Origin of the sequence: Halomarina oriensis (assembly GCF_009791395.1) — an archaeon.
GTDB classification, from domain to species: domain Archaea; phylum Halobacteriota; class Halobacteria; order Halobacteriales; family Haloarculaceae; genus Halomarina; species Halomarina oriensis.
The window spans coordinates 1-14,227 of the sequence record NZ_WSZK01000042.1 but is presented as its reverse complement, the minus strand read 5'-3'; the positions used below and the strand labels follow the sequence as shown (position 1 = coordinate 14,227).

13 protein-coding genes and 2 pseudogenes are annotated in these 14,227 nt (G+C 66.6%); 7 read left to right on the top strand and 8 right to left on the bottom strand.

All coding sequences use genetic code 11. From position 1 onward, the window contains the following. Positions 1–33: 33 nt before the first annotated feature. From GQS65_RS20485 to GQS65_RS20475, 3 genes are read left to right on the top strand one after another with little or no spacing between them, the layout of a single operon-like run. The gene (locus GQS65_RS20485) at positions 34–1,455 is read left to right on the top strand and encodes an isochorismate synthase (RefSeq protein ID WP_158206478.1); all 1,422 of its coding nucleotides are present in this window, start codon (positions 34–36) and stop codon (positions 1,453–1,455) included. Beyond that, positions 1,452–3,206, top strand: a complete 1,755-nt coding sequence (menD, locus tag GQS65_RS20480) for a 2-succinyl-5-enolpyruvyl-6-hydroxy-3-cyclohexene-1-carboxylic-acid synthase (RefSeq protein ID WP_158206477.1) — start codon at positions 1,452–1,454, stop codon at positions 3,204–3,206. Before GQS65_RS20485 ends, menD begins: the two co-directional genes overlap by 4 nt. A gap of 44 nt (positions 3,207–3,250) precedes the next feature. Next, positions 3,251–3,721 carry a hypothetical protein gene (locus GQS65_RS20475; protein ID WP_158206476.1) on the top strand — a complete coding sequence of 157 codons (471 nt, stop codon included), beginning with the start codon at positions 3,251–3,253 and terminating at the stop codon, positions 3,719–3,721. A gap of 27 nt (positions 3,722–3,748) precedes the next feature. Here the strand turns inward: GQS65_RS20475 and GQS65_RS20470 are convergent, their stop codons facing one another. The 4 genes and pseudogenes from GQS65_RS20470 to GQS65_RS20455 all read right to left on the bottom strand — a co-directional run bounded on the left by GQS65_RS20470 (position 3,749) and on the right by GQS65_RS20455 (position 7,061). Continuing rightward, complete coding sequence (locus GQS65_RS20470) at positions 3,749–4,423, bottom strand: ABC transporter permease (protein ID WP_394351470.1); 675 nt, start codon at positions 4,421–4,423, stop codon at positions 3,749–3,751. Further along, positions 4,420–5,422, bottom strand: a pseudogene (locus GQS65_RS22205) (ABC transporter ATP-binding protein). The gene GQS65_RS20470 and the pseudogene GQS65_RS22205 overlap by 4 nt, the downstream one beginning before the upstream one ends. Continuing rightward, the gene (locus tag GQS65_RS20460; RefSeq protein ID WP_158206516.1) at positions 5,419–6,054 is read right to left on the bottom strand and encodes an ABC transporter permease; all 636 of its coding nucleotides are present in this window, start codon (positions 6,052–6,054) and stop codon (positions 5,419–5,421) included. Before GQS65_RS20460 ends, GQS65_RS22205 begins: the two are co-directional and overlap by 4 nt. 59 nt (positions 6,055–6,113) lie before the next feature. After that, on the bottom strand, positions 6,114–7,061 hold the full coding sequence (locus GQS65_RS20455) for a glycine betaine ABC transporter substrate-binding protein (protein ID WP_368280388.1): 948 nt from the start codon (positions 7,059–7,061) through the stop codon (positions 6,114–6,116). Between the two features lie 281 nt (positions 7,062–7,342). On the opposite strand from GQS65_RS20455, the gene GQS65_RS20450 reads away from it, so the two are divergent. Beyond that, positions 7,343–8,272: a 1,4-dihydroxy-2-naphthoyl-CoA synthase gene (locus GQS65_RS20450; RefSeq protein ID WP_158206474.1), complete on the top strand. Its 930-nt coding sequence runs from the start codon at positions 7,343–7,345 to the stop codon at positions 8,270–8,272. Positions 8,273–8,617: 345 nt separating this feature from the next. Next, on the top strand, positions 8,618–9,436 hold the full coding sequence (locus GQS65_RS20445) for a helix-turn-helix transcriptional regulator (RefSeq protein ID WP_158206473.1): 819 nt from the start codon (positions 8,618–8,620) through the stop codon (positions 9,434–9,436). A 25-nt stretch (positions 9,437–9,461) separates the two neighbouring features. On the opposite strand, the gene GQS65_RS20440 is transcribed toward GQS65_RS20445, so the two are convergent. Continuing rightward, positions 9,462–9,767, bottom strand: a complete 306-nt coding sequence (locus GQS65_RS20440; RefSeq protein ID WP_158206472.1) for a nickel-binding protein — start codon at positions 9,765–9,767, stop codon at positions 9,462–9,464. A gap of 341 nt (positions 9,768–10,108) precedes the next feature. Here GQS65_RS20440 and GQS65_RS20435 point away from each other — a divergent pair, with 341 nt between their 5' ends. Beyond that, complete coding sequence (locus tag GQS65_RS20435) at positions 10,109–10,360, top strand: hypothetical protein (protein ID WP_158206471.1); 252 nt, start codon at positions 10,109–10,111, stop codon at positions 10,358–10,360. Positions 10,361–10,377: 17 nt separating this feature from the next. On the opposite strand, the gene GQS65_RS20430 is transcribed toward GQS65_RS20435, so the two are convergent. From GQS65_RS20430 to gatC, 3 genes are all read right to left on the bottom strand, one after another. Continuing rightward, positions 10,378–11,970, bottom strand: coding sequence for a class I adenylate-forming enzyme family protein (locus GQS65_RS20430; protein ID WP_158206470.1), 1,593 nt, complete (start codon positions 11,968–11,970; stop codon positions 10,378–10,380). A gap of 125 nt (positions 11,971–12,095) precedes the next feature. Further along, the gene (gatA, locus tag GQS65_RS20425; RefSeq protein WP_158206469.1) at positions 12,096–13,418 is read right to left on the bottom strand and encodes an Asp-tRNA(Asn)/Glu-tRNA(Gln) amidotransferase subunit GatA; all 1,323 of its coding nucleotides are present in this window, start codon (positions 13,416–13,418) and stop codon (positions 12,096–12,098) included. Then, on the bottom strand, positions 13,419–13,694 hold the full coding sequence (gene gatC / locus GQS65_RS20420) for an Asp-tRNA(Asn)/Glu-tRNA(Gln) amidotransferase subunit GatC (protein WP_158206468.1): 276 nt from the start codon (positions 13,692–13,694) through the stop codon (positions 13,419–13,421). 159 nt (positions 13,695–13,853) lie between these two features. Between gatC and GQS65_RS20415 the strand changes: the two are divergent. Continuing rightward, a pseudogene (locus tag GQS65_RS20415) lies at positions 13,854–14,227 on the top strand (TFIIB-type zinc ribbon-containing protein); the annotation flags it as partial.

The window sequence follows — 14,227 nt, the reverse complement described above, 5'->3', positions numbered from 1 at the left end:
AGCCTCAAGGGTCGCCCGCCCTAATTTTTGACAATGGAATTCGCCCACAGTAGCGCGGCGACGTCGCTCGACGGGACGCTCGTCACCCGCACCTGTGAGGTACCGGACGTCTCCTATCGCGCGTTCCTCTCCGCCCACGGGACGCCACACGTCCACTGGAGCACGCCGGACGGCGTCGAAGTCGTCGGGAGCGGTGCAGCCGTCGCCGTGACGGGGACCGGCGAGGGACGGTTCGAGACGGTCCGCGAGCGGGCTGGGAGCGTCTTCGACGCGATGGACGCCGACGCGTCCGGGCCGGCCCGGCCTCGGATGCTCGGCGGGGTGGCGTTCTCACCGGACCACGGGGCCGCTCCGCCGTGGTCGGGCTTCCCCGCCGCACAGTTCCTCCTCCCGGAGCGACAGCTGACACGCACCGACGAGACGACGTTCCTGACGGTCTCTCGCTACGGCCCGGACGTCACCGCCGAGTCGGTCGAAGCCGCACTCGACGCGGCCCGAGAAGACGTCGCCGTGCTCCCCGCGATGGTCCCGAGCGGCGACCCACCGGGCGTCGTCGGGACGGCCCACCTCACCACCCGCGAGGAGTGGCACGGGATGGTCGAGACGGCCGTCGACCGCATCGAGTCGGGCGACCTCCGGAAGGTCGTCCTCGCGCTCGCACTCACCGTCGACCTCGACGCGCCCGTCGACGTCCCGAGCGTGCTCGAACGACTGCGACGGACCTACCCCGAGTGCTACCGGTTCCTCGTCCAGCCGACCGACGCGGCGGGCTTCTTCGGCGCACCGCCGGAACGCCTCGTCAGGCTCCGTGACCGTGCCGTGGAGACGGAGGCGCTGGCGGGGTCGGCCGCCCGCGGCGACACCCCAGAGGCGGACGCCGACCTCGCGGCGGAACTCGTCGAGAGCGAGAAGATACAGCACGAGCAGGGGCTGGTCGTCGACGCGATTCGTGACCAGCTCGAACCGCTGGGAGCGGTCGCGGTCGGTGACCAGCACGTCCACAGGCTCGCCACCATCCAGCACCTGCGGACGCCCATCGAGGCGACGCTCGACGACGACCGACACGTTCTCGACATCGTCAGCGCACTCCACCCGACGCCCGCCGTCGGCGGCCTCCCGCCGGACGTCGCCCAGCGCGTCATCCACGAGACGGAGTCGTTCGACCGTGGCTGGTACGCCGCCCCCGTCGGCTGGTTCGACGCCGGCGGGGACGGCGAGTTCGCCGTCGCCATCCGGTCGGGCGTCGCCGGCGGCCGGGAGGCGACGCTGTTCGCCGGGAACGGCATCGTCGCGGACTCCGACCCGGCCGCGGAGTGGGACGAGGTCCGACTGAAGTATCGTCCCATCCTCGACGAACTCGGGCACGGCGACGACGTGACGGCCGACACCGACGACCCCGCCGAGGCCGTCGAACGGACGGAGCGAGCGACCGGCGACGACTCGACTGCCGAATGAGCGTTCCGAACCGGAACACGCTGTGGGGCCGGGTCGTCGCCGACGAACTCGCCAAGGCCGGCGTCGACACGGCCGTCCTCGCACCGGGCAGTCGGAGCACGCCGCTCACGGTGGCGTTCGCCGCACACGACGGTATCGAGACCGTCTCACAGTTGGACGAGCGGTCGGCGGCGTTCTTCGCACTCGGGCGAGCGAAACGGACGGGAGTGCCCGTTCCGCTAGTCAGTACCTCCGGAACCGCGCTGGCGAACGTCCACCCCGCGGTCATCGAGGCGAACCAGGCGCGCGTCCCGATGCTCCTGTTGACCGCCGACCGTCCGCGCGTCCTCCAAGACAGCGGCGCGAACCAGACCATCGACCAGGAGAAGCTCTACGGCGACGCCGTCAGGCACTACCGGACGCTCCCGGAACCGGCGGCAGACGACCGGAAACTCCGGGCGCTCCGGACGGCGCTCTCGCGGGCGGTCGGTACCGCGACGGGGAGCCACCCCGGCCCGGTCCACCTGAACTGCCCGTTCGAGAAACCGCTGGAACCGACGCCGGTGGCGGGCGACGTGAGCGACGAGTTCCTCGCCGAACACGCCGACGTGGTCAAGGGACGTGACGGTCCCTGGGTAGAGGTGACGGTCGGTCGGATGGCGCTCTCGGACGACCGACGCGACCGACTCGCACGGGCGGTCGAGGACGCCGACCGGGGCCTGGTCGTCGCCGGTCCCGACAGCGGCCTCGACTCGGACGCACTGTGCGGTCTCGCGCTCTCGACGGGGTTCCCGGTCCTCGCGGACCCGCTCTCCGGCGTCCGATTCGGCGACCACATCGACGCCGGCGGCGTGCTCGTCTGTGGCGGCTACGACTCGTGGCTCGGCGCGTTCGGTTCGACCGACCCCACGGAAGCGCCCGACTTCGTCCTCCGATTCGGCGCGTCACCGACCTCGAAACCGCTCCGCCACTACCTCCGCGAGTCGGGAGCGCGGCAGGTCGTCGTCGACCCGGCCGGTGGGTGGCGCGAGGCGACGTTCAGCGCGACGGACCTCGTGACCGCCGACCCGACCCGACTCGCCGCGGACCTCGCCGACCGGGTCGACCGTGAGGCGGGCGCGTGGCACGACCGTATCGCCGCGCTCGAACGCGAGTACTGGAGCCTCGTCGCCGAAGACGGGGCCTGGTTCGAAGGGGCGATACTCCGCGAGACGGTGGCGAACCTGCCCGACCCCGCCACGCTGTTCGTCTCGAACTCGATGCCGCCGCGTGACCTCGACCGGTTCGGCGAACCGCGTGGGGCGAACGTCACCGCACTCGGCAATCGCGGGGCGTCGGGGATCGACGGAATCGTCTCCTCGGCGCTCGGTGCGGGCCACGGTACCGACGACCCGCTCGTCCTCGTCGTCGGTGACCTCGCGTTCTACCACGACCTGAACGGTCTCCTCGCGTGTGGCCGCGCGGCCGTGGACGCCACCGTCGTGCTCGTCAACAACGACGGCGGCGGCATCTTCCGCGTCCTCCCCATCGAACGGTTCGACCCGCCGTTCACCGACTACTTCCGGACGCCACACGGCCTGGAGTTCTCGCCCGTCGCCGACCTCTACGGCCTGGAGTTCGTCAGCACCGACACGCGCGAGGGCTTCCTCGACGCGTACCGCGCCTCTCTCGATTCGCCGGGCACGCAGATCGTCGAGGTGCGGACCGACAGCGAAGCCAGCCACCGCCACCGCGAGCGACTGCACGAGCGCGTCCACGAGACGCTGGGCTGAGCGCGCCGCGAAGCGTTTTTGTCGTCCGCAGAGATGTAGTTCGTATGTCCTCCGACAGTCACTCGCAACCGCGTCTCGGTCGGCCGGGACGAGCGTTCTGGACGACCCTCGGCGTCGTCCTCTCGCTGCTGGGACTCTGGCTCGTCGTCATCGAGGGGGCGATTCTCATCGCCACCATCGTCCTCCCGTTCGTCGTCCTCGTCGGACTCGGCGTGTGGGGCGGCTCCCGACTCGTGGGTCGGTCGAACGTCCCGTTCCGCTCGGGGCCGCTGACCGCGGCCGGCGTCCTCTCCGTACTGGTACTCGTCTACTCGTTCGTCATCGAGGGGGCGGTGCTGCTCGGTCTCGTCGCGTGTGTCCTCATCCTCGGTGTTGGGACGGCGCTGGGACTCGTCCTCGCGCAGGACCGCCAGCAGCCAGCGCCCACAGAGCAGTCACGAGTGGACGTCGAGTCGCAGTTCCGAGGGCGCACCGAGGACCGGAACGACGAGCGAGAACACGACCGCGAGCGGTAGTTCGACACCGTGGACCGACGACGCCGACTACCCGGCAGCGGCGACGCCGTCAGGCGTCTCGGTCGCTCCGACCCGCCGTTCGACGAGCGCCAGTCCCGCGTCGAGCGCGACGGCGAGCAGCGCCCCCGGAATCGCACCCGCGAGCAACTGCGCGGTGCTGAACAGTTTGATGCCGCCGATGACCCAGACGCCGAGGCCGCCCCCACCGATGAAGAACGCGAGGTAGGCCGTCCCGACGTTGAGCACGACGGAGGTCCGGATGCCCGCGAAGATGACCGGCACCGCCTGCGGGAACCGGACGTTCTTCAGCACCTCCCAGCGCGTCATACCCATCCCTCGGGCCGCCTCGACGGTTCCGTCGTCGACGCTCTCCAACCCGGCGACGGTGTTGGTCAGTATCGGGAGCAGGGCGTACACCGCGAGGCCGACCAACGCCGGCCGGAACCCCAGTCCGAGGATGGGGAAGACGAGCGCGATGACCGCGAGCGTCGGGATGGTCTGGGCGACGTTCCCGAGGGTCGTGATGACCGACGACGCCCGGTCGTTCCAGGTGGCGGCGACGCCCAGCGGGAGGGCGATACCGATGGCGACGAGTTCGGAGACGAGCACCAGTTGCAGGTGCTCGGTCAGCAGTTCGGTGAACCGCGGCCAGTTGGCGATGAGGTACTCGCCGGCATCGACGAGCACGCCGAGGACCATCAGTCCGGGCCCCCGCGCTGACGGTTACGGATGTCGGACTCCGTGACGATTCCGACGACCGACGCGTCCTCGACGACCGGGAGTGCGTCGACGCTCGCCTGGATGCACCGCGAGAGCGCTATCTGTGCGCTGTCGCCCGGTTCGACGGGGATGAGTTCCCCACCGTCGGCCATCACGCCCTCGTCGGAGCGGAACGCCTCGACGACGTCCTCGTGTTCGGCCGGGACCTCCTCTCGCATCACCTCGCCGACGCGAAGCACACGCAGTCGCTTGAGCGTCCGGTCGGGGCCGATGAAGTCCTCGACGAACTTCGTCTTCGGTCGGTCGAGCAGCGCCTTCGGCGTGTCGTACTGGACGACCTCACCGTCGTTCATCACGGCGATGTGGTCGCCCATCTTCAGCGCCTCGTCGATGCTGTGGGTGACGAAGATGATGGTGGTGTCGATGTCGTCCTGGATGCTCAGGAACTCGTCCTGTAGCTCCTCGCGCGTGATGGGGTCGAGCGCACCGAACGGCTCGTCCATCAGCATCACGTCGGGGTCGGCAGCCAGCGCCCGCGCGACCCCGACGCGCTGTTGTTGCCCCCCCCGAGAGCTCCGTCGGACTGCGGTCGCGGAACTCCTCGGGCGGGAGGTCGACGAGCGAGAGCAGTTCGTCGACTCGGTCGTCGATGCGGTCGTCGGACCAGCCCTTCAGTTCGGGGACCGTCGCCACGTTCTCGCCGACGGTCATGTGGTCGAACAGGCCGACGTCCTGGATGACGTAGCCGACCTGCCGGCGCAGTTCCGTCGCCTCCAGGTCTCGAACGTCGGTGCCGTCGTAGTGGACCGTCCCCTCGGTCGACTCTTCGAGTCGGTTGACGAGCTTCATCGTCGTCGTCTTCCCACAGCCCGAGGGGCCGACGAGCACCGTCGTCGTCCCTTCGCCGACCTCGAAGTCGAGGCCGCGGACCGCGTGCGTTCCGTCGTCGTAGCGTTTGTGGATGTTCTCGAACTCTATCATAGGGGGCGAAGCAGTCGGAGCGTCTTGGTCGCGAGCGTCGGGTCGATGTCCTCGCCGTTGCGGAGCCTGAGTAACTCCTCGACGGCGGCGATACCGTAGTCGAACGTGAGCGCCAGTGCCGACAGCACGACCGTCGTCACGACGATCATCGGCGTGTTGCCGTCGCTGATGCCGTAGAAGATGAAGTCGCCCAGCCCCGGGCCGCCGATGAACGCACCGATGGCGGCGAGGCCGACGACGATGACCACCGCGTTGCGGACGCCGGCCATCACGACCGGTAAGGCGACGGGCAGACGGACCCGGCGAAGTCGCTGCCAGCGCGTCATCCCGAGACCGGTCCCGGCTTCGACGGTCGAGGCGTCGGCCCGGTCGAGACCGACGTACGTGTTCCTGATGATGGGCAACAGCGAGTACGCCACCAGCGCCGCGATGACCGGCGGTGCGCCGATACCCAACACCGGGACCAGCACGCCGAAGAGGGCGATGCTCGGAATCGTCAGGAGTACGCCGGCGAACCACAACACCGGCGTCGACGCGCGGTCGTAGAGACTGACGAACACGCCCGCCCCGACGCCGATGGGGAGGGCGATGGCCAGCGTCTGGAGCACGAGCACGACGTGTTCGACGAGCATCCGCGCCAGCCGGGACTGGTTCTCGACGGCGAACTGGACGAACGGGTCGAGCACGACGCTCACACCAGCCCCTCCGATTCGAGGTAGTCACGGGCGACGGCCTGTGCGTCCTCGCCGTCGATGGCGACACGCTCGTTGAGGCGGATTATCTTCTCGGTGTTCAGCGTCGGCCCGATGGCGTTCAGCGGTTCGCGCATCGACGGATGTGCGTCGAGCGCCTCCTGGTTGACCGCTGGCGCGGGGTTGTAGATCGGGAAGTAATCACGGTCGTCCTCCAGGGTCTGGAGGTCGTACTTCGCCACCTTCGGGTTGGTGCTGAACACCATCCCGAAGTCCGCGTCCGTCTCGGCGATGATCTGATAGCAGAGCGCGGCGCTGATGCTCCGGAGTTCGAGCTGGCCCGCCGCCTGCTCGAACTCGTAGGCGTTGACCATCCCCGGCCAGCCGTCCTCGCGGTTGATGAACTCGGGGCCGAGGACGCCGGTGAGGTCGGTGTTCCCCGACTTGACGTAGCTCGCGAAGTCGCTCAGGGTCTCGACGCCGGTCTCCGCCGACCACTCCGGCGTGACCGCGATGGCGTAGGTGTTGTTGAACGGTGCGCGGTTGAGGTAGGCGACGCCGTAGTGTTCCGCGAGTTTCCCCTTGACCGCCTCGTAGAGTTTCTCGGCGTCGGGGATGACGCGCTCTTTTTTCGGCGGCACGCTGAGCCACGCACCCCCGGAGTAGTACCAGAACAGGTCCGTCTCACCGTTCTCGACGGCCCGGAGGTTCATCGTCGTTCCACCGAGGCCGGTCTCGTCGAGGACGGTGAGGTCGGTGTTCGCCTTCAGCGACTCGATGGCCATGTACGCGAGGACGATGTCCTCGGTGAAGCGCATCGAACTGACCTTCACGGCGTTCGGTGCGACGGCCCCCAGCGCGCCGGTACAGCCCGCTGTCGAACCGATACCGGCCGTCGCTACGGTCGCACCACCGAGCTTCAAGAAGTCGCGGCGGGTGTGCTCCACGGGCTACCTCGTTCGACCCGCTGGAGTGCTGTCCGAGCGATACAGTGCGAGTGGGTGTCGTTCGAGTGGACGGCGTACTGTCATCGAACGTCTAACAGGTACAGTGCAGCGTCCCGATTACCGGCAGTGCCTGCTCAAGCAGGCATCCCTTCTCAGTCGTCGGTAGGTTCACCGATGCGGCCGGTGAGTGCTGGCGTCGCTCGCCGCTCGCGTTCACATAGCGTTACCGACGGAAGGTCACGACTGACAAGCTTTTTCGCCGCTCCGGGCGCACGCGGGGTATGGTTTCTGCCATCTTCGACCCCGACCGCTGGGACCCCGTCGAGGGCTTCGACTTCCGGGACGTGACCTACCACCGCGCCCGCGAGCAGGGCACGGTGCGTATCGCGTTCGACCGGCCGGACGTTCGCAACGCCTTTCGCCCCCGAACCGTCGACGAACTCGCCACCGCGCTCGACCACGCCAAACGCCAGACCGACGTCGGCTGTGTCCTCCTCACCGGCAACGGCCCCTCCTCGAAGGACGGTGGCTGGGCCTTTTCGTCGGGCGGCGACCAGCGTATCCGCGGCCCGGACGGCTACCAGTACGAAGAAGACGAGGAGCGCGCGGACCAGCCGAGCGGAGAGCGAAGCGAACCGCGAGGCCGTGCCAGTTCGACGGGACGACTCCACATCCTCGAAGTCCAGCGGGCCATCCGGTTCATGCCGAAACCCGTCGTCGCCGTGGTTCCGGGGTGGGCGGTCGGTGGCGGCCACTCGCTGCACGTCGTCTGTGACATGACGCTCGCCTCGGAGGAGCACGCGAAGTTCCTCCAGACCGACCCCGACGTGGCGAGTTTCGACGCCGGATTCGGCTCGGCGTATCTCGCTCAACAGGTCGGCCAGAAGAAGGCCCGCGAGGTGTTCTTCCTCGGGAAGACCTACTCCGCCGAGGAAGCCGCCGACATGGGGATGGTCAACGAAGCCGTCCCCCACGACGAACTGGAGGAGACGGCCCTGGAGTGGGGCGAGCGAATCAACTCCAAGTCACCCACCGCGATGCGGATGCTGAAGTACGCGTTCAACATGGACTCGGACGGACTGGTGGGCCAACAGGTGTTCGCGGGCGAGGCGACTCGGCTGGGCTACATGACCGACGAGGCTGCCGAGGGGCGAGACGCGTTCGTCGAGGGCCGAGAGCCGGATTTCGACGAGTTCCCCTGGCACTACTAGAACCACCACCTTTTGTACCCGACCGGAGGTTCGTTCGTTGCGCTCACTCACCCCCGGAGGCCAAAAGCTGAACCAAAAGGATTCCCTCACCGCCTCGCTTCGCTCGACGGTTCAGTCACCCCGCTCGTTCGCTAGCGCTCACTCGCGGTGAACCGCGCTCACTTCGTTCGCGCGGACACCAACTACGAGTTGGTTTCACTGAAATTTCACCGAATCAACTGTTAGACAGAGAGCGTAGATCTATCAAGCACATCGAACTACGACCGAGCGAGAGGTCGGGGGCCTCACCAGAGGCTGGGCCATCGCATGTAGATATATTGTACCGTGCTACCAACAACCACACCTATGAGAGGAGATCTCCCGAACGGGTCCGACCTCCTGCTCGAGGTCGTAAAGCAAGCACCGATGATCGCGGCCTTGCGTGAGGGCGCGCTGGACCGACGCACCTTGCAGCACCGACTCGACGTATCGAAATCGACTGCTCATCGAAACACCACCACACTTGCCGAGTGGGGCCTCCTCGAGCGAGTCGAGGGGAGTTACAAACTGACCGAGTTCGGCGAGGTGGTCGCAGAGATCGTCGCAACGTTCGAAGCGGATATGCAGACCGCTCACCGCCTCACCCCATTGTTCGAGGTCGTCTCTGGCGTCCAACCACAGTGCCCGGTCGAGGCGTTCTCTGGTGCGACCGTCACGACAGCGGAGCGAGGCGACCCGTTCGGCCCGCTGGCTCGATTCGTCTCACTGGTCGAAGAGACCGAGACACTACGCATGTACGATTCGTACGCCGTCGCCCCGACGTACATGGACGACATTCACGGCCGAGTTCTCGACGGGTTGGTGACGGAGGTCATAGAGCAACCGGACATCGCGTTGGACATCATGGAGAACTACCCGCGGAAGTGCGTCGAACTCTGCGCGAGCGAGTTCCTACGGATGCGGTTGCACGATTCTCTCCCCTTCGGACTCGTTATCTTCGACTCCCGCATCGGCATCGGGGTTCGAGACCGAGAGTCGGGTGTCCCCCGAGCGTTTATTGATACCGACACACCAGCGGCACGTACCTGGGCCGAGACGATCTTCGAATCGTACTGGAGCGAGGCGACCCGATTGAATCGATTCCATCCGAAGGCGCTTCGGGAGGCAATCGACGCTGACACCTAGGACTGCAGTGAGTCCATGACCTCGCTCACTGATCCGGGCCATCTACGAACGGCCCACGATGAAAGACCCGTGACACCGGGATCCCCGCACAGTCAGCGTGGTCGTAGAGTGTTTCTTCCGAGTCTGCCCTGAAGTGACAGAACGTTCCTATCACCATGTCGTCCTCGTTGGTCATAATCTCCGATTGCACCCAATCGATGTCCGCACCCTCATCTCGCACCGTTTCCAGGGCGGCGGTCGACCGTTCGCTGGCACGTTCACGCTCGGCATGTGTCACCGGTGGATCGATCTCACGAAGGATGAGATAATCCGTCAGTTCTTGATCGCTCATTGCTCGACTCCTCGCGTACTCGCTACGGTTGTTACGTGACGATTCGTCGCCATCAGCCTCTTTCGATGAGACATGAACGAACGTACGATGGTTCAGAATTTGTAGTTACTCTGTGGGATTGTCCCTGAACACGGGACGCTCCACGATGGTGAATCGCAGTGGCTCTGCTGAGCGATGGACGATGGGGTTCCAGGCGAACTGAAATGCGAACGGCGATTGCAACCCGTTCACCAGTTCATCTGGCTTCGTCTCGATTGAGGAAGTGTCCGGTGTTAGACTCGCGGCACACGTCCAACAACCCCGGCAAAACTTAACCTGACGCCGGTGTGACTCTTTCAGACATGCCCTCCCAGCGTACACACGACCGAATCCACCGTGTCCGCCTGTACCTCCGCGAGCACACCGCGGTCCGCTTTTTCGCGCTTCCAATCGTGCTGATGGGCGCGATACTGCTGTTCTTCTTCCTCGCGAGCGGTCGAGCGACACCGCTCGAATCGGTGTCGATGGTCGGTCTGTTCGTCGTGGCGTCGCTCGTCGTCGTGAGTGTCTCGGTGCTCGTGGAACGGACGGTGCTGTCCCTCCGAAGTTCCTGACCGAAGCGTCGGTCTGTCTATCCTATCAACCGTTCCTCGTCCTCCCAGTACTCCTGTCTGAGTTGGTACTTCTGGACCTTGCCCGTCGCCGTCTCGGGCAGGTCGTCGACGAACTCGATGCGGCGTGGAATCTTGTACGCCGCCATGTGCTCGCGGGCGAACGACTGGATGCTGTCGGCGGTGAGGTCGACGCCCTGCTTGGGGACGACGAGTGCCGTCACCATCTCACCCCACTCGTCGCTCGGGGTGGGAATGACCGCCACCTTGAGGACGTCCGGGTGGTCGTAGAGTTTGTCCTCGACTTCGATGGAGGAGACGTTCTCCCCGCCGGAGATGATGATGTCCTTCTTGCGGTCCTGAATCGAAATCATCCCGTCTTCGTCCATCGTGGCGAGGTCACCGGTGTGGAAGTAGCCGGGGAGGCGGGCGTTGAACGCCTCGTGGGTCTCCGCTTCTTTGTTCAGGTAGCGGTCCATCACCTGGTTGCCCTTGACGACGATTTCTCCCATGCTCATGTTGTCGCGGGGGACGTCGTTGCCGTCCTCGTCGACGACGCGGACGTCGGTACAGAGCGTCTCGCTGCCCTGGAAGGTCTTGAGGCCTTGGCCCCGCTCGGCGAGGCGGCGCGGCGAGTTCGAGGTGGTGATGATGGGTGCGGTCTCGGTCAGCCCGTAGAGGTGGATGATGCGCCACCCGATGTCGTCCTCGATGGCTTCGAGCGACGCCTTCGGGGGCGCGGAACCGGCAGTCGCGAGACGGACCTCCCGGTCCCCCGTCGTCTCGACGTCCGGGTTCTCCTCGTGGAACTGGATGAGCATGTTGAGCACCGTCGGCGCACCACAGAGGAACGAGACGTCGTACTCGCGGACGCGACGGAAGGTCTCCGCGGCGTCGAATCCTCGTTGACAGACGTGTGTGCCACCGGTCCCGGTGATGGCGTAGGTGTGCCCCCAGCCGTTGCAGTGGAACATCGGCAGGGTCCAGAGGTAGACGTCGTCGTCCTCTATCTCGTGGTGCTGGTTGAGCACCAGCGCGTGGTAGTGTTCGGTGCGGTGGGTCCGGACGACGCCCTTCGGGTCGCCGGTCGTCCCCGAGGTGTAGTTGATGGAGGCGTCGTCGTCCTCGGAGATGTCGAGGCGTTCGGGGGCCTCCGCCGAGGCGTCCGCGAGCAGGTCCTCGTAGTCCATCCAGTCGCCCTCGATGTCGTCGGCCTGGTAGCCGATGAAGTGCTCGGCGGGGACCGAGTCGCGCACCGACTCGATTTCGGCGGCGTACTCGTAGTCCGCGATGACGGTGTCGGCCGCACAGTCGTTGAGGATGTACTCGAACTCCTCGCCGACGAGGCGGTAGTTCATCGGGACGAACACCGCGCCGAGCTGGTTCGTCGCGTAGAGCGATTCGAGGAAGTAGTGGGTGTTCCCGGCGAGCAGCGCCACTCTGTCCCCCTGTTCGACGCCGTGGTCGGCCAGCACGTTCGACAGTCGGTTCACCCGGTCCCCGAACTCGGCGTAGGTGTACTCCGTCCCGTCGTCAGCGACGACGCCGACGACGTCGGAGTACAGGTCGAGCGCCCGGTCGAGGAAGTCCGTGGTCCGCATCTCAACCTTCATGAACTATCGGTCGGTTGTTTCGGGGCCGACGGCTAATCTGTTTCCCCGATACCGGTGATCTCGTGGAGCTGTTCGCGGTTGATTCAGCCGGAACTGGTCTCGAAACTGACGACTCGTTGTCGAGGCTACTCCAGTGCACTGGCCGCTCGAACGATGGCGTGTTCGCCGAACGCCGGGCCGACGAACTGCATCCCGACCGGAAGGCCGTCGGTCTCTCCCGCGGGCACCGAGATGGCCGGGAGGTTGGCGAGGTTGACGGGGACGGTGTTGGCGTCCGCGAGGTAGAGCTGGAGCGGGTCGTCGAGGCTCTCGCCGAGTTCGAACGGCGGGACGGGCATCGTCGGCGAGGCGAGCACGTCGGCCTCGTCGAACGCCGCGTCGAAGTCCCGTTGAATCCACGCACGAGCGTCCTGGGCCTTCGCGTAGTACTTGTCGTGGTAGCCCGCCGAGAGCGCGTAGGTGCCGAGCAGGACGCGGCGCTTGACCTCCTCGCCGAAGCCCTCCTCGCGCGAGTCGGCGAACGACTCGTTCCAGTTGCCCTCGTACCCGCCGGAGACGCCGTAGCGAACGCCGTCGTAGCGGGCGAGGTTCGAGGAGGCCTCGGACATGGCGACGACGTAGTACGCCTGAACGGCCGTCTCGACCGAGGGGAGAGACACGTCGACCGTCTCGACACCCTGGTCGCGCAGGTCGTCGAGGGCGGCCTCGAACGACTCGCGGACGCCCTCGTCGACTCCCTCGACGAGTTCGGTCGGAACCCCGACGGTCAGTCCCTCGACGTCGCCGTCGGCGGCGTCGGCGTAGTTCGAGTTCGCGCCCGTCTCGCGGGCGTCGCCCGCTCGACTGTCCGAGGCGCGTCGCGCCTCGCTCTCCTGTCGCGTCGTCGCGTCGTTGTCGTCGGGGCCGGCGACGACGTCGAGCAGCGCGGCGGCCTCCTCGACGGTCGGCGCGAGCGGCCCGATCTGCTCCAGCGAGTTGGCGTACGCGACCAGCCCGTACCGGGAGACCAGTCCGTAGGTCGGCTTGATGCCGACGACGCCACAGAACGCCGCCGGGTTCCGAATCGACCCACCGGTGTCGGTTCCGAGCGCGAGGTCGGCGTAGTCGCCGGCGACGGCGGCCGCCGAACCACCCGACGAACCGCCGGGGACGTGGCCGGGAGCCGCGGGGTTGTCGGTCGGGCCGAACGCCGACGTCTCGGTGGTCGACCCCATGCCGAACTCGTCCATGTTGGTCTTGCCGACGATGGTCGCGCCGGCCGCTTTCAGTCGCTGGACGACCGTCGCGTCGTAGGGCGGAACGTAGTCGGCGAGCATGTCCGACCCACAGGTCGTGCGGACGCCCTCCGTGGAGATGTTGTCCTTGACGGCGACGCGTTTGCCGGCGAGCGGCCCGTCCTCCGCGCCCTCGATGGTCGCCTCGGTGATGAAGACGTTCTCGTCGGCCATCTACGACACCCGTGGCCCTTTGAAGTAGCCGTCGACGCGTTCGGAGGCGTTCTCCAGCGCCGCCTCCTGGGAGAGACTGTCGCGGACCTCGTCGGTGCGCATCACGTTGGTCAGGTCGGCCTCCCGGTCGACCTCGGGGACCTCGTCCAGCGCGTCGAAGTACGCGAGGATGTCGCCGAACTGCTCGGCGAAGCGGGCCACCTCGTCGTCGTCGAGTGCGACCCGTGCGAGGTCGGCGACGTGCCGGACCTCCTCGGGGTCGACGGATTCGCTCATAACCCGTCCTACCACGGCGCTACACTAAGGGTTTCGATAGGCAGAATCGGGAGGCAGCGGCCGCGTCTGCCGGTTCTTCGTTCAACAGTTTTAAGTCCTGCGAGACCCAACTAATTGGTAGCCAGCACAGGTTTTCGGGCGTCGGCTACCCCACATCAAATGACAGATTCCAGCATCCGCCAACGGACGAGCGAGGAGGAGCGAACCCGAGGAGAGGAGAGTAGCGAGTCCGCAGTCACCTGTCCGGAGTGTGGTGGCTCGCTGATGAACGACAGCGAGCACGGCGAGACGGTCTGTGAGGACTGCGGCCTCGTCGTCGAGGAAGACGCCGTCGACCGCGGTCCGGAGTGGCGGGCGTTCGATCCCGCGGAGAAAAGACCAGAAGTCCCCGCGTCGGTGCGCCGACGACGAACATGATGCACGACAAGGGGGCTCTCGACGAACAATCGGCTGGCAGGACAAGGACGCCTACGGGCAACTCCCCTGATCCAGCCCGCCAGCGCGAGAAGATGCAACGGCTCCGCACGTGGAAC

Coding starts and splice junctions, on each gene's coding strand:
- GQS65_RS20460 (WP_158206516.1), bottom strand. CDS start 6,054: ATGCTCGTCGAACACGTCGTGCTCGTGCTCCAGACGCTGGCCATCGCC.
- gatA (WP_158206469.1), bottom strand. CDS start 13,418: ATGGCCGACGAGAACGTCTTCATCACCGAGGCGACCATCGAGGGCGCG.
- GQS65_RS20485 (WP_158206478.1), top strand. CDS start 34: ATGGAATTCGCCCACAGTAGCGCGGCGACGTCGCTCGACGGGACGCTC.
- GQS65_RS20430 (WP_158206470.1), bottom strand. CDS start 11,970: ATGAAGGTTGAGATGCGGACCACGGACTTCCTCGACCGGGCGCTCGAC.
- GQS65_RS20475 (WP_158206476.1), top strand. CDS start 3,251: ATGTCCTCCGACAGTCACTCGCAACCGCGTCTCGGTCGGCCGGGACGA.
- GQS65_RS20440 (WP_158206472.1), bottom strand. CDS start 9,767: ATGAGCGATCAAGAACTGACGGATTATCTCATCCTTCGTGAGATCGAT.
- gatC (WP_158206468.1), bottom strand. CDS start 13,694: ATGAGCGAATCCGTCGACCCCGAGGAGGTCCGGCACGTCGCCGACCTC.
- GQS65_RS20445 (WP_158206473.1), top strand. CDS start 8,618: ATGAGAGGAGATCTCCCGAACGGGTCCGACCTCCTGCTCGAGGTCGTA.
- GQS65_RS20435 (WP_158206471.1), top strand. CDS start 10,109: ATGCCCTCCCAGCGTACACACGACCGAATCCACCGTGTCCGCCTGTAC.
- GQS65_RS20450 (WP_158206474.1), top strand. CDS start 7,343: ATGGTTTCTGCCATCTTCGACCCCGACCGCTGGGACCCCGTCGAGGGC.
- menD (WP_158206477.1), top strand. CDS start 1,452: ATGAGCGTTCCGAACCGGAACACGCTGTGGGGCCGGGTCGTCGCCGAC.